Source organism: Streptomyces sp. NPDC041784 (assembly GCF_055591025.1).
Genome location: NZ_JBVJAB010000015.1, coordinates 107879 through 129664 on the forward strand (window position 1 = coordinate 107879; position 21786 = coordinate 129664).

Genomic DNA, 21786 nt, shown 5'->3' on the forward strand with positions numbered 1-21786 from the left:
GTTCCTGACCATGGGCAAGCCCGACACCCGCAGCATCGACCGCGAGATCAGCAAGACCACCCGCAAGCTGGAGGCCGTCCGCCGGGGCGAGACCTGGCCCCTGAACAGCAGCGAACGCCGTGCCGTGATCGGCGCGCTCGCTGGCGGCTCGTACCGGGTCCTGCGCGGCAAGAGCGCCACCCGTCAAGAGAACCGGCTGGAGTCGCTCTCGGAGCAGGCGGTCACCCGGCTGACGGCCGAACTGACCGCGCTGCACATGGAGCGGGCGCGGATCGTGCGCGAGTACGCCGCCGCCAAGGCCGCCAAGAAGTCCTCCGGCTGGTCGTGACACCCGCCCGCACCGCGTGAACCACCGCCGGGACGGTCGCCCTGCCCGTCCCGGCCCCAACCCTTCCCGCATGCCCTTCCTGTCCTGCCCCCGTCGTGGGGTGCTGAGGAGACTTCCGCATGTCCGAGAACGTCGTTCACCTGCACAAAGACACCACCCCCACCGACTCCTCCGCCGTGACCACGCTGACCGTGGTCCCCGACCCCGCCCCGCCGGCGCCCGTCCCGCTGTGGGTGCGCTCCGGCCGCGCCGTGAAGACGGCCATCACGCACGACCGCACGAAGACGACCGCCCGCGCCGTCGCCCGCCACAGCCTCTACGTCGTCGGCGGCGCCCGGATCGTCGGCCGGCGCGCGTGGGACGGCCGGACCGCCGCCCGCTACGAGCGCTACATGCGCACGGCGGAGGCCGCGGGGAACATGGAGCTGGCCGCCGAGTGGGAGGAGCGCGGGCAGCGCTACCGCGAGGCACGTCACCGCCGCCGGATGGACCTGCTCCACTCCCCGCTCGACGCGGCCAAGGGCCTGGCCGTCGGCACCGGGACCGGCATAGGCGGTCTGGTCGCCCTCGGCATCGTCATGGCCGTCGCCACGAAGGACGTGACGGACGTCGTCACGCCGCTGATGGCCACGGTGGACTTCATCAACCTGCTGATCTGGATCGTGCAGGTGGTCTGGGGCCCGCTGGTCACCCTGGGCCCGTTCCTGGCCCTGCTCGCACTGTGGGCGGTCGGCAGCAAGCAGCAGGCCGCCCCGCAGTGGGCTCTTCCCGCCACCGTCCGCAGCGGCGCGGGTGAGCCGATCACCCCGTCCATCGTGGTCAAGGCCCTGCGCGACCTGGGTATCGCGCCCCTGCGCAACGCCATCAAGGAGATGGGCGACGCCGGCGCCTCCATGCTCGGCCCCATCCGGATCGCCGGATGCGGCGTCGAGGTCGACGTCACCCTCCCGTCCGGGGTGGCCACGAACGAGGTGCAGAAGCGCCGCAAGAAGCTCGCGGAGAACCTCACCCGGCACGAGCACGAAGTGTTCATCACGATTCCGGAGGCCGCCCGCACGGTGCGGCTGTGGATCGCCGACTCCGGCGCGCTGGACGAGCCGATCGGCCCGTCCCCGCTGGTCACCGACGAGACCATCACCGCCAACTACAAGACCGGCAAGGCCCCGTGGGGGCAGGACCTGCGCGGCGACGCCGCCACGATCAGCCTGTATCAGCGGCACCTGCTCATCACGGGCCTGTCCAACCAGGGCAAGACCGCCGCCCTGCGCTCGCTCGCGCTGTGGCTCGCGCTGGACAAGTCGGTGGAGTTCTGGCTGGGTGACCTCAAGGGCGCCGGCGACTGGAAGATGTTCGACGGCATCGCCACCCGGCTGATCCAGGGCCCGACCGACGATCACGTCATCCAGGTCACCGAGATGGCGGAGGACGCGGTGGAGGAGATGAACCGCCGTCTCCAGGCCCCGCCCGGGACGGAGTTCCCGCCGCTGATCGTGATCGTGGACGAGGCGCAGGTCGCGTTCATGTGCCCGGTCAAGGACGAGGACAAGCGCCCCTACGGCGGGTCGTCCTCCACCTCCCGCTACTTCATGGCCGCCCGCAAGATTCACAACCAGGGGCGGGCCGTGAACGTGCTGCTGTGGCAGGGCACGCAGGACCCCACCGACCAGAACCTCCCCAAGCTGGTCCGCGAGGGCGCCCACACCCGCGCCTCGCTCGCGCTGGGCACCGAATCGCAGGCCGTCATGGCGCTCGGGGAAAAGGCCGTCAACGGCGGCGCCGCCCCGCACCTGCTGCGGCAGGGCCTGGACAAGGGAACCCTGGTCGTCGCCTCCGACGGCATCGAGATCCCCAAGGGACAGACGTCCATCACCGTGCGTACGCACTACATCAGCACCGACGAAGCGCAGGTGATCGCCGACCGCGCCAAGGCGCTGCGGGACGGCGTCACCACCCTGCACGTCATCGAGCGCGGCGAGGACCGCGACCCGCTCGCCGACATCGCCGCCGTGGTCGGCACGGCGGCGCGGGTGCGCACCCAGGACGTCATCAAGCGGCTCTCCGCGCTGAACGAGGACGCCTACGGCCGCTGGTCGTTCACCGACCTCACCCGCGTCCTGGACGGCACCGGGGCCGAGCCGTACAAGTCCGACGGCGTCAAGGTCATCGGCCGCGACCGCCTCGCCCGCGCCCTCGCCAACCGCGACGGAGGCGGTTCCGCTTCCGCCTCGAAGTAGAGGGAGGCGGACCCTCCCCGGGCCAGGGAGGCAGGGAGAACTCCCTAACCCCCTCCCTCGCCCGCCTCCCTGGCTCCCACCTGCGCAAATGATCCTTCAGGGAGGCAGGGAGGCGTGCAGGTCAGCGCCCCTGAAACCCCCTCCACAGCTACCCGGCAAGGGTGTGCCTCCGCCTCCCTGCCCGACCACCGGAAGGGATTCCACATGTACCCCGAACAGCCCGACCACGTGCCCGCCGTACGGGCCCCGGAAGTCCACCACCCCACCCCCATCACGCCCGCCGTGGCGCCTCTCGTGCCGGTGCAGCCCGGCACGGTGCCGACGGTCGCGAGCGTCGTCCTGCCGGACGGCCGGGTCGTCACCGGGTACGCCGTCAGCCCCGTGCAGCCCGAGCCGGTCGCCACCCGGCCGGCCGTCTCGCGGACGGCGGTGAACGTCGCCGTCGGAGGCGTGGGGTTCCTCGCCGTGTGCGGCGGCCTGCTGATGCTCACCGCGTTCATCACCGCGCTGGCCGCGCTGGTCACCCAGCTCATCGCCCTCGCCGCCGTGATCTTCGGTGGCTGGATCGCCGTGCAGATCTTCAGCGGCAACCGGCACGGCGCCGGGACCACGGTCAACATCCGCAAGGCCGTCATCAAGCGCAACAAGTTCTACGGCTGACAGGAGCCCTCGTGTTCGAGATCCGGATCATCTGCGAGCCCGCCGACACCGACCGGGTCGTTGTCGCCCTGGACGGGGCCTTCGACGCCGGGACCATCACCGTCCACCCCGGCGACGGCGGCGAGCGCACCCGCCTCTACCTCTACGCCGATCACCGTCCCGACCCCGCGTCGTGGCCGACCCCCGAGCAGGCCTACGCCGACGCCCCCGGCATCGCCGACGAGATCTGCTGGACGGCCGACACTCTCGCCGCCACCCCGTGCTTCACCGAGCTGGGCCGCGAGTTCTACCTGCGCAAGGCCGCGCTGCTGGACCGCATCGCGCTCCTGAACGAGCCGGACCCGACCGGCGACAACGCCCAGACCGCCTACGCGGCGGCCGTCGCCCTGCTCGACATCGACGAGCCCGGCATCATCTGCGACCCGCGCGCCTACGTCCGCCAGCAGTACGCCCGCACGACGGCCGACGACCAGTAGCTACGCCAAGGGCGGCCCCCTCGTCTCGCCAAAGTCGCGGGGCCGCCCTTGTCCAGCCAGTCACCATCAAGGAACTGGAGACATCCAGCATGACCGAACCGACCGACTTCCGGCGAGCACCGGTCGTGTCCCGGCCCTTCAGGGTTGTGGACGCGTTCTCGACCAAGAGCGTCCCCGACGGCATCGTTGAACTGTTCCGTGGCCCTGGTGGCTGGGCAGAGGGCCTGCGCATGCTCGGCCTGGCCGACATCGGCCTGGAGTGGGACACGGCGGCGTGCAGGACCGCGTGCGCCGCCGGCCACACGACCATTCAGACCGACGTGGCCGCCTACCCAACCGATCCGTTCAAGCACCGCGTAACCGGGCTCATCGCGTCGCCGCCGTGCCAGGCCTGGTCCCGCGCGGGCAAGCGCGGCGGGCTCGCCGATCAGGCGCTCGTGCACCAGGCCGTTCACGACCTCGCCCATGGCCGCGACACCCGCGCCGAACTCATCTCTCAGTGCAAGGACGCGCGGTCCCTGCTCGCCGCAGAGCCGATGCGCTGGCTGTACGACCTGCGCCCCGAGTGGGTGTGCCTGGAAGAAGTCCCCGACGTCCTGCCGCTGTTCCAGCAGTACGCCGGGATCCTGCGCGGCTGGGGCTACAGCGTGTGGGTCGGCATCCTCAACGCCGCCGACTACGGCGTGCCGCAGACCCGAAAGCGGGCGATCCTCCTGGCCTCCCGCGTCCGCCCGGTGACCGCGCCCGTTCCGACGCACGCCAAAAGCCCGGCGACCGATCTGTTCGGCGGGTGCCCGGCTCCCTGGGTGTCCATGGCCGACGCGTTGCGCCTGCCGTCGGGTGTCACGGTCAACACGCGCGGCGACCGCCCCAGGGATGGGCGTGGGCGGGCGGCCGGCGGCAACGAGTTCACGGCCGACGGCCCGAGCAACGCACTGACCGGCCGGGCGCGCTCCTGGAAGCTGCGCAGCGGGCAGGGCTGGAAGCTGCCCTCCGGCGACGTCGAACGGTACGAGCGGGCGCTGAGCGAACCCTCTTTCACCATCACCAGCACCGCGAACCGCTGCAAGTGGGTGGGGGACGGCGTCGAGGAGCGCAACCTGACGCTCGCGGAAGCCGCGATTCTCCAATCGTTCCCGGTCGATCACCCGTTCCACGGGACCCGAACCAAGCAGTTCGAGCAGGTCGGCAACGCCGTCCCCCCGCTGCTCGCCGCACACATCGTCTCCGTGCCCACCGGCATCCCGGTCCGCTCGGCCTTGGGGGCGGCCGCATGAGCGAGCATCTGCGCACGGCCCGGTGTCTCGCAGCCCGCGGCCTGCCCGTGCTGCCCCTGCGGGCGGGCAAGGTGCCGTTCGGCAACTGCCCTGCCTGCTCGGGCAACGCGTGTGGCGGACGGCCGAACATGAAGACCCCCGGCCCCTGCCGCTGCCCCGGTGTCTGCCACGGCTGGGCCGCCGCCACCACCGAGACCCACACCCTTACCTCCCCGCTGTGGGTGGCCACGTGGCGTCGGGCCGCCGCCGTCGCGTACCACCCCGGTGGCGCCGGCGTGACCGTCGTCGACCTGGACGACGCGGCGGCCGTCGACTGGGCCCGTGAAAACCTGCCCCCGACCCGGACCGTGCAGACGACACGGGGCGAGCACTGGATCTACCGGGGAGTGATGCGCTCCGCGAACCACGTGCGCCCCGGGGTCGACGTCAAGTCGTCCATGGCCTATGCCCGGTGGCTCGGTCCCGGCACCGGCCGCATGCTCGAACTCCCGGCGGCCGTCCGGGCGCTGGTCGTGAAGGAAGACACCACCCCCGCCCGCGGGGGGGTGGTGTCTTCCCTCCGCGCCCCGTGGGACCGGCACGCGGCCACCGGGTGCCGGCACACCGAGCGCTTCATTCGCACCGGCCTCGCCCGCGGCCTCGCCCGCGTGAGAGCCCGGACCGAATCGGGTGCCGGATCACAGGCGTTCGGCGTCGCCCGGTTCCTCGCCGCCCAGCACACCGCCTGCCCCGGCCCCTGCGCCCTGGAAGCCCTCGGGGAGGAGATCGTGGCCGCCGCCGTCTCCGTGGGCGTCCCCGAGCCCTACGCCCGCCGCGCCGTCCTCAACGGCCTTGAGACGCGCTCCGGGCAGGTGGCATGAACAAAGCAACGCGAACCCCCGTAAACGGCCCTCAGGGCGCCGCACAGGGCCCGCCACGGCCCACCGTGGGCGTGCCGAAGGTCGTCGCCCGTCAGGGCGTCCTCTCTGTCCTTCGTCCGGACCCGCAGCCGGACACCACCCCGCTCCACCACCCAGACGACCCCACACCGGAACGGCCCGGCATCCGCATCTACGCCCCGCCGGTCTACCGCCACCCCAAGGACGGGGCCCGCTGGTCCAAACGCCTCGCCGACACCCCCACCGCCGCATACGCCTGTGCGTGCGGCCACACCGCCACCGCCACCGGCCTGCGGGCCGTGGCCGCGCTGGTCGACGACTACGACTTCCACCGCAGCCTCTGCCCGATCCACAGCCCCCAGGAAGGGAGGGAAGCCGCGTGACCGGCAACCGCCCGGCCCCCGAGAACGAGGAACTCCCCGCGCCCTCGCACCCCATGGCCGTCGCGCGCCGTCTGCTGCCGGACTGGCAGGCCGAGGACGGACAACTCGTCTACCGGCGCTGGCGTGCTTCCTGGATGCGCTGGAACGGCACCTGCTGGCGGGAGATCGACGAAGCCCAGGTCCGCAAGGCCATGTACGAGCGTCTGGAGCACGCTGTTTACCGGGCGCCCGGCAAGGACGGCGAGACCGAGGAGCGCGACTGGGCCCCGACGAAACCGAAGATCAGCAACCTGCTCGACGCCCTCGGCTCCATCACCCTGCTCCCGACCGACACCGACGCCCCGTCGTGGCTCGACGGCGCCGGCGAGGGCCGGCCGGACGGCGGTCCGATCGTGGCGTGCGAGAACGGCCTGCTCCGCATCCGCGACCGGGCCCTGCTGCCGCACGGTCCCGGCTTCTTCAACCTCGTGTCCGTCCCGTTCGCCTACGACCCCGCCGCGACCGCACCGGCGTGGGAACGGTTCCTGGCGCAGATCTGGCCCGACGACCCCGCCGCCATCGCAGCCCTCCAGGAGTGGTTCGGCTACGTCCTGTCCGGCCGGACCGACCAGCAGAAGATCCTGCTCATCGTCGGCCCGTCCCGGTCCGGCAAGGGCACCATCGCGCGGGTGCTGAAGGAGCTGGTCGGCAAGGAGAACCTTGCCGGGCCCACCCTGGCTGGTCTGGGCACGAACTTCGGTCTGGCCACCCTGGTCGGCAAGCCGCTCGCGGTCATCTCCGACGCCCGCCTGTCCGGCAACGACAACAGCCAAGTCGTCGAACGCCTGCTCACGATCTCCGGTGAGGACACCATCGACGTCGACCGCAAATACCGCCAGCAGTGGACTGGCAGACTGCCCACCCGGCTGATGCTGCTGTCCAACGAGCTGCCGCACTTCGGCGACTCCTCCGGCGTCATCGCCAAACGATTCGTGCTGCTCAACATGCGGGTGTCGTGGCTTGGCAAGGAAGACACCACCCTCACCGACCGCCTCGCCGCCGAGATGCCCGGCATCCTCAACTGGGCCCTGGACGGACTCGCCCGGCTCCAGCGCACCGGCCGGATCACCGAACCCGCATCCAGCCGCGAAGCCGTCACCACCATGCAGGACACCGCCTCACCCACCAGCGCGTTCATCCGCGAACGCTGCGCCACCGGACCCACGTGCAGCGTGCCCGTGGACACCCTGTGGAACATCTGGCGCGAGTGGGCCGAGGACAACGGCGTACGCCCCGGAACCAAGCAGGTCTTCGGCCGCAACCTCCTGTCCGTCGTCCCCCAGCTCAGCCGCTCCCGGCCCCGGGACGCCTACGGCCGGCAGGTCGTCACCTACACCGGAATCACGGTGAACGTGTCCGAACCACATTTGCCTGAGTCGCGACTCATCGCGTCTCAAGACCCCTCTGAGCGCCGCTGAGTGCCGATGAGTCGCGACTCACAGGAATGTGAATCCAACTACGGGAGGACGCAGTGACGCCCCCGCTCCTCAACGAGACCGGCCCCCGATCCGCCCTCCGCGACGGTCTCCCCGATCGCTACCTCAACCCCGACGACGTCGCCACGATCTTCGGCGTCCCCGTAGAGACCGTCTACCAGTGGCGCAAGAAGCGCACCGGCCCGCCCGGCTTCCGCATCGGCAAACACCTGCGCTACGACCCCGCCGACGTCCGCGCCTACGTCGACCAGCGCAAGCACGCCGAAGACACCGCCGCCTGACCGAACGCACACCACACGGCAGGGAGAGCCGCCCACGCTGCTCTCCCTGCCGCATGTCGAGAGGACTTCTGCCTGATGGCAGGCCACATCCAAGACCGCTGGTTCAAGACCCAGACCGACGACAACGGCAAGACCACCCGCGCGAAGACCGACCGCCATGGCACGGGGATGCGCTACCGGGCCCGATACATCGGGCCCGACGGCACCGAGAAATCCAAGAGCTTTCCCGACGGACAGAAGCGGCTCGCCGAGAAGTGGCTCACCAACACGGCGTCTGACATGTCGCGCGGCCAGTACATCGATCCGCGCGCGGCTCGCATCACCTTCAAGACCTACGCCGAGAAGTGGCTCGGTGCCCACACCGCAGACCTGTCGAGTCAGATCGTGGCCGAACAGCGGCTGCGCCTGCATGCTTTCCCGGTGCTGGGCTCGCGTCCGCTCGACTCGTTCCGCCCCGAGCACCTCCGCGAACTGACGAGCGCACTGGAGGCAAACCCGGGCGTCAGCGGCGCGTACGCGCGCAACATCTACGGCGACGTTCGAGCCGTCCTCGGCGCGGCCGTGGACGACGGCCTCTTGCTCCGCAACCCGTGCTCCGCGCGATCCGTCCGTCCGCCGACGGTCGAACGGCGCCGCGTCGTGCCGTGGCTGCCCACCCAGGTGCAGGCCGTTCGCGCGGCGCTCCCGGAGCGATACCGGGCCATGGTGGACACGGGCGCAGGGTGTGGACTCCGACAGGGCGAGATCGTGGGACTCGCTGAGGACGCAGTCGACTTGGAGGGCGGCATCCTACGGGTGGTTCGACAGGTAAAGCTCATCCGTGGCAAGGCTGTGTTCGCCCCGCCGAAGTGCAACAAGGAGCGAGACGTCCCGCTGCCGTCGTCGGTGGCTGTGGCCCTGCGCGCCCACATGGACGCCTGCAAGCCGGTTGAGGTCACCCTGCCGTGGCGGAAGCCTGACGGCCCGAAGGTGTCAGCCCGCCTGCTGTTCACGAACACCGCGAGCGGGGTCGTGTGGCGCAGTAACTTCAACGTCCAGGAGTGGAAGCCCGCGCTCGCCGTCGCTGGCCTCATCGCGGTCGCCGGGGACGACGGCAAGTACGGGTCGGCACGCGAGCACGGTATGCACGCTCTGAGGCACTTCTACGCCTCCGTATTACTGGACGCCGGCGAGAACATCAAGGCCGTCAGCCAGTACCTGGGGCACACCGACCCGGCACTGACGCTGCGGGTGTACGCGCATCTAATGCCGTCGAGTAGCGAGCGCACGCGGCGGGCCATCGACGCCACCCTTCCGTCACTCAAGATCTAACTGCCTTGCCGGGCTGCTGTTTGACGAATGGGCAACGACCCGTCACGGGTCGTTGCCCATTCGTCAAACAGCAGCCCAAATGTGCCTGAGGGTGCAGTAACTGCCAGCTACACGATGTGCACACGCTCGGTCTCTCCGTCAGGGCTTCGAAGGAGTAGGTCGCTTCCCTTCCTCTTACGGTCTTCAAGGAAGGCGTAGATCTGAACCGCCCGGTTGATCACATCAGCCTTGTTAAGCCCCGTCGTCTCCATCAGCTCCCTGACAGCCTGCACCGCTGGGGGCACGAAGGTAACTGAGAATCGCTCGCTTGCGGGCTGCTCGCCCGATGCCGACGCCATACGCGTACCTCTCTGTCTCTGAACTCTCTCTGATCTTAGTTCCTGCACCCTCACCGCACCGGGAGGGAGGCGCTACGCATCCATGATGCCACAGTCTGGTGCAAAAACGCACCTGCATCGTGCTAGGGTGTACCTCGCCAGCCCAACTTGGGGCCGACGTCAGGGAATTGGAAGGAGAGAAACCGTTGAAAGGGTTACTTACCCGGGGGTCTGGTAGGACCCCCGCCTAGCGACAGTCAACGTCCGCTCCACTGACGGAGCGTGACAGTCGCGCTGCAGCCACGAGAACAGAGTGAGGGAGGTGCAGCCATGACCAGGCGCTGGTTGAGGCCCGTTCCGATCTAGGCAAGGTGCTTAGACGAAGAGAACAGGCCGGGAAGGGGCCCATATGGGTACCCACAACGATGGCAAGGGCTCGGTTCCAGAACAGACATCAGCGGCCTTCGTTAAGATCACGACTGCTCTGGACGGCCCTTCCGTCGTAGCTTCCGTACCGGGGAAGCAGGCGGGTCGGATGCTGGAGACCGTAGAGTTCGCTGGCGCCATCGGTGGAACCGGGATCGGCCCGTGCGCGATGGCCAAGTCGCTGGAGTTCGTCCACGCCGGAATGCCATGGCAGGTACAGACAGCATTGCTCGCTCTCGCAGCTCTGCTGCCGACCGTGTGCTACTGGATGCTGCGGCACCGCCGCCGCATCTGAGTCATCGCCTTGAAGGCCCTCTTCGGGAGTTCTCGTGGAACTCCTGGAGGAGGGCCTTCGACCTGTACTCACGGCCCCACGACGGCCCAAAGCTTTCGAGATAGCCGCCAAGAGCTGCAAAACGCCTGGTCACCGCTCCACGCGCCCTTGAGGAACACTGTTCTCCGGGCTTAGGCATAGCCCTACCAGTGTCGCAGATCGAATCGGGTGACCCGGGCCGCCGACGCCCACCCCCGTCTCCGAGCCCCATCCGCGAGCCCCCGTCCCGCTGCCCGGTCTCCGACAGCCCGGTCTCCGCCTGCACGTCGCCGGTGTGCGCGGCCCGCTCAGAAGAGCCCGGCGACCATCGCGACAACAACGGCGGCGTACTGCTTGGTCCGGTGCCAGGGGCCGCAGTACAGGCGTGCCCTGCGGCGCCCGTTCTGGTTGAGCAGCGCGCCGCAGTAGCGGCACGGGAGGTCGCCCTCGTATCTGCCGTCGTCCCCCATGCGCGCCTGCCCCATGGTCGGACCCTATCGGCCCGCCCACCAGCCGGTCTACGTCGTCCGCTGCTCCAGTCGGTCCTTCAGCAGTCGTTCGTTGAGCGGCAGCTCCTTGCGGACCTGGGGACGGACGATCAGGGGGAGCAGGACCTTGCCGATGCCCTTGCCCTCGAAGTCCAGCTCCAGGGTCACGCGGGAGCGGCGGCCGTCGTCGAGCGGGGCGATCTCGCCGTGGACATGGCCACGGATGGGTCCGTCGACGCCCTGCATGCCCCAGGCGTGCGGAGGGTCGTACTCGGTGTACTCCATGGTCATCGGGATCTCCCGGCTGCCGACGTGCCGGGTGACCCGCAGCCGGGAGCCGATGTGGACGGGCCCGTCGTCGAGCGGCTCGGCCGCGACCGCACTGGCCTGCCACTCCGGCAGCCGGGCCGGATCCATGACGTACGCCCAGACATCCTCGGGGCTGCGGTCGACGTCGATCGTTTCGCGGAAGTCGGACATGGCGCCCGCCCCCTTTCAGGGCGATTCCCCGTGAGGCCTCTACGAGCCATGGTCCCACCGGGCCGCGGCCGGGGCCACGACGGCAGCGGGCCCCCGTCCCTGACATCAGGACGGGGGCCCGCAGAAGCCGCGTAGGCGCCGGTCAGCCGGACCCGACGAACAACACCAGCAGCAGCCAGACGACCGGAGCCGTGGGCAGCAGCGAGTCCAGGCGGTCCATGATGCCGCCGTGACCCGGGAGCAGCGTGCCCATGTCCTTGATGCCCAGATCCCGCTTGATCATGGACTCGCCGAGGTCGCCCAGCGTGGCGCTGGCCGCGACCGCGAGGCCCAGCAGCAGCCCCTGCCACCAGGTGCCGTCGTCGATCAGGAACTGCATGCACAGCGCGCCCGCGACCATCGCGAACGACACCGCGCCCAGCAGGCCCTCGCGGGTCTTGCCGGGGCTGATGCGCGGAGCGAGCTTGTGCTTGCCGAAGCGCCAGCCGACGGCGTACGCGCCCGTGTCGCTGACGACCGTCAGCAGCAGGAACGTCATCACGCGGAACGCGCCGTCGTCGGCCGTGAGCATCAGGGCGACGAAGGTGGCCAGGAACGGGACGTAGAAGGCCGCGAAGACTCCGGCCGTCACGTCCTTCAGATAGCCCTCGGGCGGTTCGGTCATCCGCCAGACCAGGACCGCCAGCGCGGTCAGGGCCATGGCGACCCAGGCACCCTCGGTTCCCCGGACGTATCCGGCGACGACCATCGCCGCACCGCCGACCGCGAGTGGCACGAGCGGCGCCCTGATGCCCTTGCGCTCCTGAAGCCTGCTGGTCAGCTCCCACAGGCCGACCACGACGGCGACCGCTATCACGCCGACGAACACGGCCTTGACGACGAACAGCGAGGCGACGATCACCGCGCCGAGTCCGACCCCGACCCCTATGGCCGCGCCCAGGTCTCGGCCCGCGCTCTTCTTCTGCGGTGCGGGCGTCGGCTGTGGCGCGTCGGGCATGGGCTCCGGATTCTGCGGCACCGCCGCAGAGGGCTGTGCCGACGGGGTCTCGTGGCGGAACGTCCCGTCGCGGAACGCCTGGTCGGGCGCGCCGGGGCGGAACGTCTCGTCTCGGAACAAGGGGCCGCCCAGCCGAGCGGCCCCCCGGTCGTCATCCTGGTTTCCGCCGTGTGCGGGTACGTCGGGGACGATGGGCATGGGGCGAGTCTGCTGCGCCTCAGGCGCATCGTACGCGGGACCCGCCGGGGCAGCCCCCTGGACAGGCCCGTGGTCGACGGGCCCCCAGTACCCCGGCTGTGCCCCGGGGTGCGACGCGGTGTGTGGCGGAGAGCCCCAGGAAGAGTCGTTCATCAGACCTCGAGGAGTTCCGACTCCTTGTGCTTCAGGAGCTCGTCCACCTGGGCGACGTACTTCGCCGTGGTGTCGTCGAGCTCCTTCTCCGCACGACGGCCCTCGTCCTCGCCGACCTCGCCGTCCTTGACGAGCTTGTCGATCGCGTCCTTGGCCTTGCGGCGCACCGAGCGGATGGACACCTTGGCGTCCTCGCCCTTGCCCTTGGCGACCTTGATGTACTCGCGGCGGCGCTCCTCGGTCAGCTCGGGGAACACCACACGGATGATGTTGCCGTCGTTGCTCGGGTTGACGCCGAGGTCGGAGTCGCGGATGGCCTGCTCGATGTTGCGCAGCGCCGTCTTGTCGAACGGGGTCACGACCGCCATGCGCGGCTCCGGCACGGAGAACGAAGCCAGCTGGTTGATCGGCGTCGGCGCGCCGTAGTAGTCGGCCACGATCTTGTTGAACATCGCCGGGTGCGCACGGCCGGTGCGGATCGCGGCGAAGTCCTCCTTGGCGACCACGACGGCCTTCTCCATCTTCTCCTCGGCCTCGAGGAGGGTCTCTTCGATCACCACTTGCTCCTGCGTGTCTTGAGTAGGCCCGGCTGCGGTTCCCTGTCGGTGGCGGCGGCCGGCTGCGTCGCGTCTTCTTCCTGCACGGTTCCCGACCGGCAGGACATTGTCCATCCCCCGACCAGGGTCCGTCCCCCGGTCAGGTGTTGTCGTGCGGACCGGGGTTTAACCGGTCAGGCCCGGCTGTCCTGCTCACCCACAAGCGTGCCGATCTTCTCACCCTTGACGGCGCGAGCGATATTGCCCTCCGCCAGAAGCTCGAAGACGAGAATCGGAAGCTTGTTGTCGCGGCACAGCGTGATGGCGGTGGCGTCGGCGACCTTCAGGTCACGGGTGATGACCTCGCCGTAGCCGAGGGCGTCGAACTTGACGGCCTCGGGGTTGGTCTTGGGATCGGAGTCGTAGACGCCGTCCACCCCGTTCTTGCCCATCAGCAGGGCCTCGGCGTCGATCTCCAGGGCGCGCTGGGCGGCGGTGGTGTCGGTGGAGAAGTACGGCATGCCCATACCGGCGCCGAAGATCACGACGCGGCCCTTCTCCAGGTGGCGCACGGCGCGCAGCGGGATGTACGGCTCGGCGACCTGGCCCATGGTGATGGCGGTCTGGACCCGGCTGTCGATGCCCTCCTTCTCCAGGAAGTCCTGGAGGGCGAGGCAGTTCATGACCGTGCCGAGCATGCCCATGTAGTCGGAGCGCGCCCGGTCCATGCCGCGCTGCTGGAGTTCGGCGCCGCGGAAGAAGTTGCCGCCGCCGATGACGACGGCGACCTGCGCGCCGTCCCGGACGACGGCCGCGATCTCCCGGGCGATCTTGTGCACCACGTCGGGGTCCACTCCCAGGCCCCCGCCGCCGGAGAATGCCTCGCCGGACAGCTTCAGCATAAACCGGCCGCGTACTTTGCCGTCGTCGCTCTTCTGGGCCTTGGTGGTCATGGGAGTTCCCGCCTCTTTCACGTGGTGCACATGCGAAGAAGGCCATTGCCGGTGGGGTGTCGTTCGCATCCCATGCTCGGCAATGGCCTCCTCGTCAGATCTGCTGTCGTCCGTCGCGCACGCACGTGCGCGACGGCGTACCGGGACGACTGCCTACGACCCTATCGGGGCCGGGCGTCCGTCGCGGTACGGACTCAGATGCCGACCTTGATGCGCGAGAAGCGCTTCAGGGTGACACCGGCCTCGTCCAGGACCTTCTGGACGGACTTCTTGTTGTCGAGCGCGTAGGGCTGACCGAGCAGCGTCGCGTCCTTGAAGAAGCCGTTGAGGCGACCCTCGACGATCTTGGCGATCGCGGCCTCGGGCTTGCCCTCGGCGCGGGTGGTCTCCTCGGCGATACGGCGCTCGGACTCGACGACCTCGGCCGGCACGTCCTCCTTGGCGAGGTACTTCGGCGCGAAGGCGGCGATGTGCTGGGCGATGCCCTTGGCGACCTCGGCGTTCGGCTTGTCCAGCTCGACGAGGACACCGATCTGCGGCGGCAGGTCGGGCATCGTGCGGTGCAGGTACGCGGAGACGAAGCCGTCGGCGAACTGCGCGAAGCGGTCCAGGACGATCTTCTCGCCGAGGTTGGCGTTGGCCTCGTCCACGAACGCCTGGACGGTCTTGCCGGCCTCGATCTCGGAGGCGAGCAGCGCCTCGAGGTCGGCCGGAGCGGTCTTGGCGACGTGCTCGGCGATGGCGTTGGCCACGGCCTGGAACTTCTCGCCCTTGGCGACGAAGTCCGTCTCGCACTTCAGCTCGACCAGGACACCGGAGGCGTTGTCGTCGGCGATGATCGCGACCACGGCGCCGTTCTCGGCAGAGCGGCCCTCGCGCTTGGCGACGCCCTTCTGGCCCTTGATGCGGAGCGCCTCGACGGCCTTCTCGACGTTGCCCTCGGCCTCGTCCAGCGCCTTCTTGCAGTCCATCATGCCGGCGCCGGTGAGCTCGCGGAGCTTCTTGACGTCGGCGGCGGTGTAGTTCGCCATGAGTCTGTAAGTCTTTCTCGAAGTCTGGAAGATCGGAGATCTGCACGGTCTGCGATCCACGTGTAGACGCAGATCTCCGACTCGTGCCGACCTACGGGTGAACGGCGGGGGCGGACTTCATGTCACTGCCCCCGCCGTCAACGCTGACGGGACGGTCAGGCCTGCTCGGCGTCCGCGGCCGGAGCCTCGACAGCCTCGGTGGCCTCGGCGGCCGGAGCCTCGGCGGCGGGGGCCTCGGCAGCCTCAGCGGCCGGAGCCTCGACGGCCTCGGCGGCCGGGGCCTCGGCAGCCGGAGCCTCGTCGGCCTTCTTCTCACCCTCGAGCAGGTCGCGCTCCCACTCGGCGAGCGGCTCGCCCGCGGCCTTCTCACCCTTGTCGCCGGTGGCGACGCCGGAGCGGGAGATGAGCCCCTCGGCGACGGCGTCGGCGATCACGCGGGTGAGCAGGGTGACGGAGCGGATCGCGTCGTCGTTGCCCGGGATCTTGTAGTCGACCTCGTCGGGGTCGCAGTTGGTGTCGAGGATGGCGACGACCGGGATGTTCAGCTTCCGGGCCTCGCCGACCGCGATGTGCTCCTTCTTGGTGTCCACGATCCAGACGGCGCTGGGGACCTTGGACATCTCGCGGATACCACCGAGGGTCTTCTCCAGCTTGGCCTTCTCGCGCGAGAGCACGAGAAGCTCCTTCTTGGTCAGACCGGACGCGGCGACGTCCTCGAAGTCGATCTGCTCGAGTTCCTTCAGGCGCTGGAGGCGCTTGTAGACGGTCGAGAAGTTGGTGAGCATGCCGCCCAGCCAGCGCTGGTTGACGTAGGGCATGCCGACGCGGGTGGCCTGCTCGGCGATGGCCTCCTGCGCCTGCTTCTTCGTGCCGACGAACATGACCGTGCCGCCGTGGGCGACGGTCTCCTTGACGAACTCGTAGGCGCGGTCGATGTACGACAGCGACTGGAGCAGGTCGATGATGTAGATGCCGTTGCGCTCGGTGAAGATGAAGCGCTTCATCTTCGGGTTCCAGCGACGGGTCTGGTGACCGAAGTGGACGCCGCTCTCCAGCAGCTCCCGCATCGTGACGACGGCCATGGCCGTTCTCCTTGAGTTTCTCGGTTGTGCCGCGGATGCCGGACGGCTCCCGCGCCTGACGCCCGCGGTGCGCCGAGCCACAAAGGACCGAGGGGCGCGGATACCGGGAGACCGACCGTGGCCGGCCCCCGATACCGGGGCGTGCGAAGTCGACCCGGTGACCCGGATCGCCAGAAGAAGTGTACGGGACCCGCGGGGTACCGGGTGACGCCGCTCTCCACAACCGGAGGGTTGTCCACAGCTCCCGGCCATGATCAGAGCCTTCGCGGGACGGTTGCCCCATGGACTCGAAGCGATGTCTCGGCGGCCTGGTGCTGTTCCTGTTGCTCACGGTGCTCGCGTCGGCGGCCCGGGCGGACCCGGCCCCGCCGGCGCCGGCCACCGCGCCTCCGGCCGCGACCAAAGCTCCGGCTCCGCCTCCCGGGGTCCCGGCGATCGGCCGGACCTGGCCGGTGGGGGCGCGCCCGGCGGTGGTGCGCGCCTGGGAGCCCCCACCGACGGCGTACGCCCGAGGCCACCGGGGCGTGGACCTGGCGGCGCTCCCCGGCGCACCGGTCCGCGCGGTGGCGGCGGGCCGCGTGTCGTACGCGGGGCGGGTGGCGGGGAGGGGGGTGATCTCCGTGGAGCTGACCGGCACGGACCTCAGAACGACCTACGAGCCGGTACGGCCCTCGGTCACGAAGGGCACCGAGGTGACCGAGGGCCAGGTGCTCGGCACGGTGGAGCCGACGGGCTCGCACTGCACGGTGCCGTGCGTGCACTGGGGGCTACGGAGGGGCGGGACCTATCTGGACCCCCTGACGCTGCTCCCTCCGTGGCTGCTGCGCGGGGGCCCGTCGAGGCTCCTGCCGGTACTCGGCGTGCCGCTCCCCGCGTAGGGGGTGTCCGGCAGTCCGTAGCCGCCGATGCCGAGCGGACGGGGCTCAGCCCCGCACACCCCGCAGGACCATGGCCACAGCGGCTTCGGTGATCACCGAGGGCTCCTCGGCGGCACCCAGCTCGATCCGCCGCACCGCCGCGTCCACCACTCCTTGGAGCAGCATCGCCGCCATCCGGGGCTCCTCGTGCCCCATCTCCCCCAGCACCTCGACGATCATCGCGACGAGCCCGCCGTGCGCCGCCCGGATCTTCTCCCGGGCCCCCGCGTCCAGCTCGCTCGCCGAGATCGCCACGACGGCCCGGTGCCGGCGGTCCCCGACCAGCCCCAGCTGCCGGCGCACATACGCCTCGAGCTTGGCCTCCGGCCCGTCCGCCGCGGCCATCGCCGCCTCGATCTCCGCCGCCCACACGGGGAAGTCGACCTCGCACAGCTCCTCGACCACGGCGGCCCGCGACCGGAAGTACTCGTACACGGACGAACGCGCGAGCCCCGTCCGCTCGGCGAGTGCGGGGAAGGTCAGCGCCTCCGTCCCGCCCTCGGACAGCAGGGAGCGTGCCGCGTCCAGCAGGGCGGCACGCTGCATCGACCGGTGCTCGGCCACGGAGGCCGCTCGAATCCTTGGCACGCCCCCACTTTACGGACGCCGCCTCCCGAGCGGGAGGGACTCACGTCGAAGCGACCCCGCCGGCACCGGACGTCAGCGTCCGAAGCCGGCCAGTTTCGCGCGCAGCTGGAGCACGGACTTGGTGTGGATCTGGCTGACCCGGCTCTCCGTGACGCCCAGCACGTTCCCGATCTCGGCGAGGGTCAGCCCCTCGTAGTAGTAGAGCGTGACGACGGTCTTCTCCCGGTCGGGCAGTGTGTTGATCGCCCGGGCCAGGAACCGCCGCAGCTCCCGGTCCTCGGCCACCTCCACGGGGTTGTCGGCGGCCGTGTCCTCCAGCGTGTCCATCAGGCTCAGCCGGTCGCCGCCCTCACCGCCGACGTGCAGCAGCTCCTCCAGGGCCACCACGTTGGCCAGCGACAACTGGCTGAACACGGCGTGGAGTTCGTCGACGGCGATACCCATCTCGGCGGCCACCTCGCACTCCGACGGCGTCCGCCGCAGCCGCGCCTCCAGCGTCGCGTACGCCCGCTCCACGTTGCGCGCCTTCTGCCGCACCGACCGCGGGATCCAGTCCAGCGCGCGCAGCTCGTCGATCATCGCGCCCCGGATCCTGGTGATCGCGTACGTCTCGAACTTGATCTCCCGGTCGATGTCGAACTTCTCGATCGCGTCGATCAGCCCGAAGACCCCGGAGGAGACGAAGTCGGCCTGCTCGACATTGGGCGGCAGCCCGACGCTGACGCGCCCCGCCACGTACTTCACCAGCGGCGAGTAGTGCAGGATCAGCTGCTCCCGCAGCCGCTCGTCCCCCGTCGCCTTGTACGACCGCCACAGCTCGTCGAGCGTCGAGGGAGCGGGCGGCCGCACGCTGCCACCGTCGCGGGCGGCTGGGGGTAGCGCCGCCCGGTCGGACCCGGAGGTGTGCTGGGGCATACGTCGCCTTGTGCCGTTCTGCCGTGAAGTACGTGGAGTCGGGGTGAGTCGGGAGGAGTCGAGGGTGCCTGGGTGATCTGCTGGTCGGAAGTCGCGCTGCTGCCGTTCTGTACCGGAATCCTCGTGAGCGTAGCGTGACTGGAGTGTCGCGGTGCGCGAAGGACGTGGCCCGACCTGTGCGCAGATACGTTCCGCTGGACGCCGCACCGGGGCACGGCGGTCGCCCCGCGATTCCCGGGAGAGCGTCAACTGGGGTATTCCGCAAGGGGTTCGGCGTTCCCCCGGACGGCCGAACACCCTCGGTCAACGGAGGCGTCCATCCCCTCGGACGGAGACCATCGCCTGGCGTGTCAACTTCCAGCCGTCGCCGAGTCGTTCGACGTATCCGAGTGCCCTGAGTTCGTACAGTCTCGCGATCGCGTCGTCCGCAGTGGTCCCCGCCTCGCGGGCCACCTCCTCGGCCCGCGCGGACCGGCGGCCGGGGAGCGCGGCGAGGACGCGCCGGGCGCCCGGCTCCAGCAGATCGCGCGGGAGCACCGGCCCGCGCCGGTCCGGGGCCAGCTCCCCCATGTCCCCGACGAGTTCGACGACCTCCGCGGCGTCGGTGACCAGCACGGCCCCCTCCTGGCGCAGCAGCTCGTGCACCCCGGCGGAGAGCCCGCTGGTGGCGGGCCCCGGCACGCCCATGGTGTGTCGGCCCAACCGCTGGGCCGCCCGGGCGGTGACCAGCGAGCCGCTGCGGTAGGCGGCCTCGACGACCACCGTGCCCCGGGTGAGCGCGGCGATCACCCGGTTGCGCAGGATGAACCGGTTCTGCGTGGGATGGTCACCGGGCGGCAACTCCCCGACCACCAGCCCCTGTTCCGCGATCCTGTTGATCAACTCGGTGTGGCCGCGCGGGTAGGGCCGGTCGACCCCGCAGGCGAGGACGGCGACGGTGGCGCCGCCGGCCCCGAGAGCCCCCCGGTGGGCGGCGCCGTCGACCCCGTAGGCACCGCCGGACACGACCACCCACCCCCGCTCGGCGAGGCCGGCCGCGAGCGTGGCGGCCATATGGGCGCCGTACGCGGTGCAGGCACGGGCGCCGACGACGGCGACGGAGCGCAGCGCCCACATCCGCAGACTGGGCCGGCCCCGCACCCACAGTCCGAGCGGCCGGGCGTCCCCGAGGTCGTCCAGCGTGCCGGGCCACTCGGTGTCCCCGGGGCACAGGAACCGCACCCCGGCCTCCGCCGCGACCGCGAGATCCCGTTCGGGCTCGGCCCGCCCGGCCCGGGCGGTCAGCCCGCCCCACCGCCGCTCCGACACCCCGGTCAGCATGTCCGCGCCCTCCCGCAGCCGTCGCGCCACCTCGACCGCCCCTCGCTCCCGCACCCACCGCCCGCCGACCTCGTCCCCGGGCTCGATGACCCGGGAGAGGAAGACCCGGGCGAGCCGGTCGTCACCCGGCTCGCCAAAGCCGCTCATGCGAGGGCCCCGAGGGCCATCGGCACACCGCGCGGGACCCCCGTGCGCAGTTGCAGGGCGAGGGCGACATCGGAGGCGTCGGGCCGGTCGTGGCCGACGAGGTCGGCGACGGTCCAGGCGACCCGAAGCACCCGGTCGAGCCCCCGTGCGGTCAGCACGCCCCGCTCCAGATTGCGCTCGGCGTCGTCCATCGCGCCGGTCGCCGCATGCCAGCGGGTGCGCAGTTCCCGTCCCGGCACCTCGCTGTTGGTCCGCCACGGGGTGTCCGCCAGCCGGGCCGCCGCGCGTTCCCGGGCGGCCCGGACCCGGTCGGCGACCGTCGCGGTGGACTCTCCGCCCGGGCCGCGGTGGGCGAGTTCCGTCCGGCTGACCGGGTCCACCTCGACCCGCAGGTCGACCCGGTCGAGCAGGGGTCCGGAGAGCCGGGCCTGGTAGCGGCGGATCGCCGACGGCGGGCACTCGCACAGACTGTCCCGCAGCGAGAAGCGACCGCACGGGCAGGGGTTGGCCGCCAGCACCATCAGGAACCGCGCCGGGAACCGCACCACGCCCGCGCTGCGCGCGATGACCACATGGCCCGCCTCCAGGGGCTGCCGCAGGGCGTCGAGGGTCTGGCCGCTGAACTCGGGAGTCTCGTCCAGGAACAGCACACCGCGATGAGCCAGCGAGACCGCGCCGGGCCGTGCGACCCCCGGGCCGCCCCCGACCAGCGACTGCATGGTCGCCGAGTGGTGCGGGGCGCAGTAGGGGGCGACGTCGATCAGGGGCTTGCCCGGTGGCAGCAGCCCGGCCACCGAGTGCACCGCCGTGACCTCCAGCGACTCCTGCCTGGTCAGCCGGGGCAGAACGGCCGGCAGCCGCTCCGCGAGCATGGTCTTGCCCGCGCCGGGCGGCCCTTCCAGGAAGAGGTGGTGTCCGCCCGCCGCCGCCACTTCCACCGCGGTGCGCGCCGAGCGCTGCCCGACCACGTCCGCCAGGTCGTGCCCCTGGTCGTGCTGGGCGGCGCCGAGGCTGTGCATTCCGGTGGCCGCGCCGGTGCCGGGCATCCGCAGACCGGCGAGGAGCGGGTCGGGGCGGCCCGCGTCGTCCTGCTCCTCCTCGGGCACGGGCTCGTCCGCGAGGAGCGCGATCAGCTGCCGCAGGCTGCGCACCCCGAGCACGGAGACGCCCGGGACCAGCGAGGCCTCGGCGGCGGCGCATTCCGGCACGACCACCTGCTCGTAGCCCGCGTCGGCCGCGGCGATCACCGCGGGCAGGATGCCCCGGACCGGCCGTACCCGTCCGTCCAGTCCCAGTTCGCCGATCATCACGATGTCGGCGAGCACCCGCGGGTCGATCCGTTCCGCGGCACCCAGCACCGCACAGGCGACGGCGAGATCGAAGCCGCTGCCGGCCTTCGGCACCGACGCCGGGCTGAGTCCGACGGTGAGCTTCTTCTGCGGCCATTCGCCGCCCGAGTTCACCACCGCCGCCCGCACCCGGTCCCGGCTCTCCGTCAGGCTCTTGTCCGGCAGCCCCACCAGTGTGAACGCGGCCACCCCGGGCTCCAGGTCCGCCTGGACCTCGACCACGACGCCTTCGACGCCCACCAGCGCCACCGAGCACGTACGCGCGAAGCCCAT

The 21786-nt window shown here is 70.8% G+C and carries 24 protein-coding genes; 12 read left to right on the top strand and 12 right to left on the bottom strand.

Going from position 1 to position 21786, the window contains the following annotated elements:
• The first annotated feature begins 10 nt into the window (after positions 1-10).
• From ACZ6D7_RS29450 to ACZ6D7_RS29495, 10 genes are all read left to right on the top strand, one after another.
• The gene (locus ACZ6D7_RS29450; protein WP_469497070.1) at positions 11-328 is read left to right on the top strand and encodes a hypothetical protein; all 318 of its coding nucleotides are present in this window, start codon (positions 11-13) and stop codon (positions 326-328) included.
• A gap of 119 nt (positions 329-447) precedes the next feature.
• Positions 448-2562 carry a P-loop NTPase family protein gene (locus tag ACZ6D7_RS29455; RefSeq protein ID WP_469497072.1) on the top strand — a complete coding sequence of 705 codons (2115 nt, stop codon included), beginning with the start codon at positions 448-450 and terminating at the stop codon, positions 2560-2562.
• A 204-nt stretch (positions 2563-2766) separates the two neighbouring features.
• Positions 2767-3222: a hypothetical protein gene (locus ACZ6D7_RS29460; protein WP_469497075.1), complete on the top strand. Its 456-nt coding sequence runs from the start codon at positions 2767-2769 to the stop codon at positions 3220-3222.
• A gap of 11 nt (positions 3223-3233) precedes the next feature.
• On the top strand, positions 3234-3698 hold the full coding sequence (locus tag ACZ6D7_RS29465; RefSeq protein ID WP_469497078.1) for a hypothetical protein: 465 nt from the start codon (positions 3234-3236) through the stop codon (positions 3696-3698).
• A 230-nt stretch (positions 3699-3928) separates the two neighbouring features.
• Positions 3929-4975 carry a DNA cytosine methyltransferase gene (locus ACZ6D7_RS29470; protein WP_469497418.1) on the top strand — a complete coding sequence of 349 codons (1047 nt, stop codon included), beginning with the start codon at positions 3929-3931 and terminating at the stop codon, positions 4973-4975.
• On the top strand, positions 4972-5835 hold the full coding sequence (locus ACZ6D7_RS29475) for a bifunctional DNA primase/polymerase (protein ID WP_469497081.1): 864 nt from the start codon (positions 4972-4974) through the stop codon (positions 5833-5835). The genes ACZ6D7_RS29470 and ACZ6D7_RS29475 overlap by 4 nt, the downstream gene beginning before the upstream one ends.
• A gap of 71 nt (positions 5836-5906) precedes the next feature.
• Positions 5907-6236 carry a hypothetical protein gene (locus tag ACZ6D7_RS29480; RefSeq protein ID WP_469497084.1) on the top strand — a complete coding sequence of 110 codons (330 nt, stop codon included), beginning with the start codon at positions 5907-5909 and terminating at the stop codon, positions 6234-6236.
• Positions 6233-7693, top strand: a complete 1461-nt coding sequence (locus ACZ6D7_RS29485) for a DNA primase family protein (RefSeq protein ID WP_469497086.1) — start codon at positions 6233-6235, stop codon at positions 7691-7693. Before ACZ6D7_RS29480 ends, ACZ6D7_RS29485 begins: the two co-directional genes overlap by 4 nt.
• A gap of 53 nt (positions 7694-7746) precedes the next feature.
• On the top strand, positions 7747-7992 hold the full coding sequence (locus ACZ6D7_RS29490) for a helix-turn-helix transcriptional regulator (RefSeq protein ID WP_469497089.1): 246 nt from the start codon (positions 7747-7749) through the stop codon (positions 7990-7992).
• Positions 7993-8067: 75 nt separating this feature from the next.
• Complete coding sequence (locus ACZ6D7_RS29495; protein WP_469497090.1) at positions 8068-9303, top strand: tyrosine-type recombinase/integrase; 1236 nt, start codon at positions 8068-8070, stop codon at positions 9301-9303.
• A gap of 107 nt (positions 9304-9410) precedes the next feature.
• On the opposite strand, the gene ACZ6D7_RS29500 is transcribed toward ACZ6D7_RS29495, so the two are convergent.
• Positions 9411-9641, bottom strand: coding sequence for a hypothetical protein (locus ACZ6D7_RS29500; RefSeq protein ID WP_469497093.1), 231 nt, complete (start codon positions 9639-9641; stop codon positions 9411-9413).
• Positions 9642-10029: 388 nt separating this feature from the next.
• Between ACZ6D7_RS29500 and ACZ6D7_RS29505 the strand changes: the two genes are divergently transcribed.
• On the top strand, positions 10030-10341 hold the full coding sequence (locus ACZ6D7_RS29505; RefSeq protein ID WP_469497095.1) for a hypothetical protein: 312 nt from the start codon (positions 10030-10032) through the stop codon (positions 10339-10341).
• A gap of 326 nt (positions 10342-10667) precedes the next feature.
• On the opposite strand, the gene ACZ6D7_RS29510 is transcribed toward ACZ6D7_RS29505, so the two are convergent.
• From ACZ6D7_RS29510 to rpsB, 7 genes are all read right to left on the bottom strand, one after another.
• Entirely contained in the window at positions 10668-10844 is a 177-nt protein-coding gene (locus ACZ6D7_RS29510; protein ID WP_469497098.1) for a hypothetical protein, read from the bottom strand.
• Positions 10845-10877: 33 nt separating this feature from the next.
• A complete protein-coding gene (locus ACZ6D7_RS29515) occupies positions 10878-11327 on the bottom strand; it encodes an SRPBCC family protein (protein ID WP_469497101.1) in 450 nt (149 codons plus the stop codon).
• A gap of 142 nt (positions 11328-11469) precedes the next feature.
• Positions 11470-12675: a phosphatidate cytidylyltransferase gene (locus ACZ6D7_RS29520; protein WP_469497104.1), complete on the bottom strand. Its 1206-nt coding sequence runs from the start codon at positions 12673-12675 to the stop codon at positions 11470-11472.
• On the bottom strand, positions 12675-13232 hold the full coding sequence (gene frr / locus ACZ6D7_RS29525) for a ribosome recycling factor (RefSeq protein WP_009190895.1): 558 nt from the start codon (positions 13230-13232) through the stop codon (positions 12675-12677). Before frr ends, ACZ6D7_RS29520 begins: the two co-directional genes overlap by 1 nt.
• A 173-nt stretch (positions 13233-13405) precedes the next feature.
• On the bottom strand, positions 13406-14164 hold the full coding sequence (gene pyrH, locus ACZ6D7_RS29530; protein ID WP_469497109.1) for a UMP kinase: 759 nt from the start codon (positions 14162-14164) through the stop codon (positions 13406-13408).
• 194 nt (positions 14165-14358) lie between these two features.
• Positions 14359-15195 carry a translation elongation factor Ts gene (gene tsf, locus ACZ6D7_RS29535; RefSeq protein ID WP_469497112.1) on the bottom strand — a complete coding sequence of 279 codons (837 nt, stop codon included), beginning with the start codon at positions 15193-15195 and terminating at the stop codon, positions 14359-14361.
• Positions 15196-15350: 155 nt separating this feature from the next.
• Positions 15351-16277: a 30S ribosomal protein S2 gene (gene rpsB / locus ACZ6D7_RS29540; protein ID WP_469497115.1), complete on the bottom strand. Its 927-nt coding sequence runs from the start codon at positions 16275-16277 to the stop codon at positions 15351-15353.
• A gap of 281 nt (positions 16278-16558) precedes the next feature.
• Here rpsB and ACZ6D7_RS29545 point away from each other — a divergent pair, with 281 nt between their 5' ends.
• Positions 16559-17155 (top strand): murein hydrolase activator EnvC family protein, encoded by a 597-nt coding sequence (locus tag ACZ6D7_RS29545; protein ID WP_469497118.1) that lies wholly within the window; start codon positions 16559-16561, stop codon positions 17153-17155.
• Positions 17156-17200: 45 nt separating this feature from the next.
• Here ACZ6D7_RS29545 and ACZ6D7_RS29550 read toward each other — a convergent pair whose 3' ends face one another.
• From ACZ6D7_RS29550 to ACZ6D7_RS29565, 4 genes are all read right to left on the bottom strand, one after another.
• Entirely contained in the window at positions 17201-17758 is a 558-nt protein-coding gene (locus ACZ6D7_RS29550) for a TetR/AcrR family transcriptional regulator (RefSeq protein WP_469497421.1), read from the bottom strand.
• 96 nt (positions 17759-17854) lie between these two features.
• Positions 17855-18697 (bottom strand): RNA polymerase sigma factor WhiG, encoded by an 843-nt coding sequence (gene whiG, locus ACZ6D7_RS29555; RefSeq protein WP_469497121.1) that lies wholly within the window; start codon positions 18695-18697, stop codon positions 17855-17857.
• A gap of 303 nt (positions 18698-19000) precedes the next feature.
• Positions 19001-20164: a DNA-processing protein DprA gene (gene dprA / locus ACZ6D7_RS29560; RefSeq protein ID WP_469497123.1), complete on the bottom strand. Its 1164-nt coding sequence runs from the start codon at positions 20162-20164 to the stop codon at positions 19001-19003.
• On the bottom strand, positions 20161-21786 hold the full coding sequence (locus tag ACZ6D7_RS29565; protein ID WP_469497125.1) for a YifB family Mg chelatase-like AAA ATPase: 1626 nt from the start codon (positions 21784-21786) through the stop codon (positions 20161-20163). Before ACZ6D7_RS29565 ends, dprA begins: the two co-directional genes overlap by 4 nt.

Bases quoted from the DNA above. Each gene is read 5' to 3' on its own strand.
- pyrH (WP_469497109.1), bottom strand. From the start codon at position 14,164: ATGACCACCAAGGCCCAGAAGAGCGACGACGGCAAAGTACGCGGCCGG.
- dprA (WP_469497123.1), bottom strand. From the start codon at position 20,164: ATGAGCGGCTTTGGCGAGCCGGGTGACGACCGGCTCGCCCGGGTCTTC.
- ACZ6D7_RS29545 (WP_469497118.1), top strand. From the start codon at position 16,559: ATGGACTCGAAGCGATGTCTCGGCGGCCTGGTGCTGTTCCTGTTGCTC.
- ACZ6D7_RS29565 (WP_469497125.1), bottom strand. From the start codon at position 21,786: ATGGGCTTCGCGCGTACGTGCTCGGTGGCGCTGGTGGGCGTCGAAGGC.
- ACZ6D7_RS29455 (WP_469497072.1), top strand. From the start codon at position 448: ATGTCCGAGAACGTCGTTCACCTGCACAAAGACACCACCCCCACCGAC.
- rpsB (WP_469497115.1), bottom strand. From the start codon at position 16,277: ATGGCCGTCGTCACGATGCGGGAGCTGCTGGAGAGCGGCGTCCACTTC.
- ACZ6D7_RS29475 (WP_469497081.1), top strand. From the start codon at position 4,972: ATGAGCGAGCATCTGCGCACGGCCCGGTGTCTCGCAGCCCGCGGCCTG.
- ACZ6D7_RS29470 (WP_469497418.1), top strand. From the start codon at position 3,929: ATGCTCGGCCTGGCCGACATCGGCCTGGAGTGGGACACGGCGGCGTGC.
- ACZ6D7_RS29505 (WP_469497095.1), top strand. From the start codon at position 10,030: ATGGGTACCCACAACGATGGCAAGGGCTCGGTTCCAGAACAGACATCA.
- ACZ6D7_RS29500 (WP_469497093.1), bottom strand. From the start codon at position 9,641: ATGGCGTCGGCATCGGGCGAGCAGCCCGCAAGCGAGCGATTCTCAGTT.
- ACZ6D7_RS29460 (WP_469497075.1), top strand. From the start codon at position 2,767: ATGTACCCCGAACAGCCCGACCACGTGCCCGCCGTACGGGCCCCGGAA.
- ACZ6D7_RS29510 (WP_469497098.1), bottom strand. From the start codon at position 10,844: ATGGGGCAGGCGCGCATGGGGGACGACGGCAGATACGAGGGCGACCTC.
- ACZ6D7_RS29520 (WP_469497104.1), bottom strand. From the start codon at position 12,675: ATGAACGACTCTTCCTGGGGCTCTCCGCCACACACCGCGTCGCACCCC.
- ACZ6D7_RS29450 (WP_469497070.1), top strand. From the start codon at position 11: ATGGGCAAGCCCGACACCCGCAGCATCGACCGCGAGATCAGCAAGACC.
- ACZ6D7_RS29495 (WP_469497090.1), top strand. From the start codon at position 8,068: ATGGCAGGCCACATCCAAGACCGCTGGTTCAAGACCCAGACCGACGAC.
- ACZ6D7_RS29515 (WP_469497101.1), bottom strand. From the start codon at position 11,327: ATGTCCGACTTCCGCGAAACGATCGACGTCGACCGCAGCCCCGAGGAT.
- whiG (WP_469497121.1), bottom strand. From the start codon at position 18,697: ATGCCCCAGCACACCTCCGGGTCCGACCGGGCGGCGCTACCCCCAGCC.
- tsf (WP_469497112.1), bottom strand. From the start codon at position 15,195: ATGGCGAACTACACCGCCGCCGACGTCAAGAAGCTCCGCGAGCTCACC.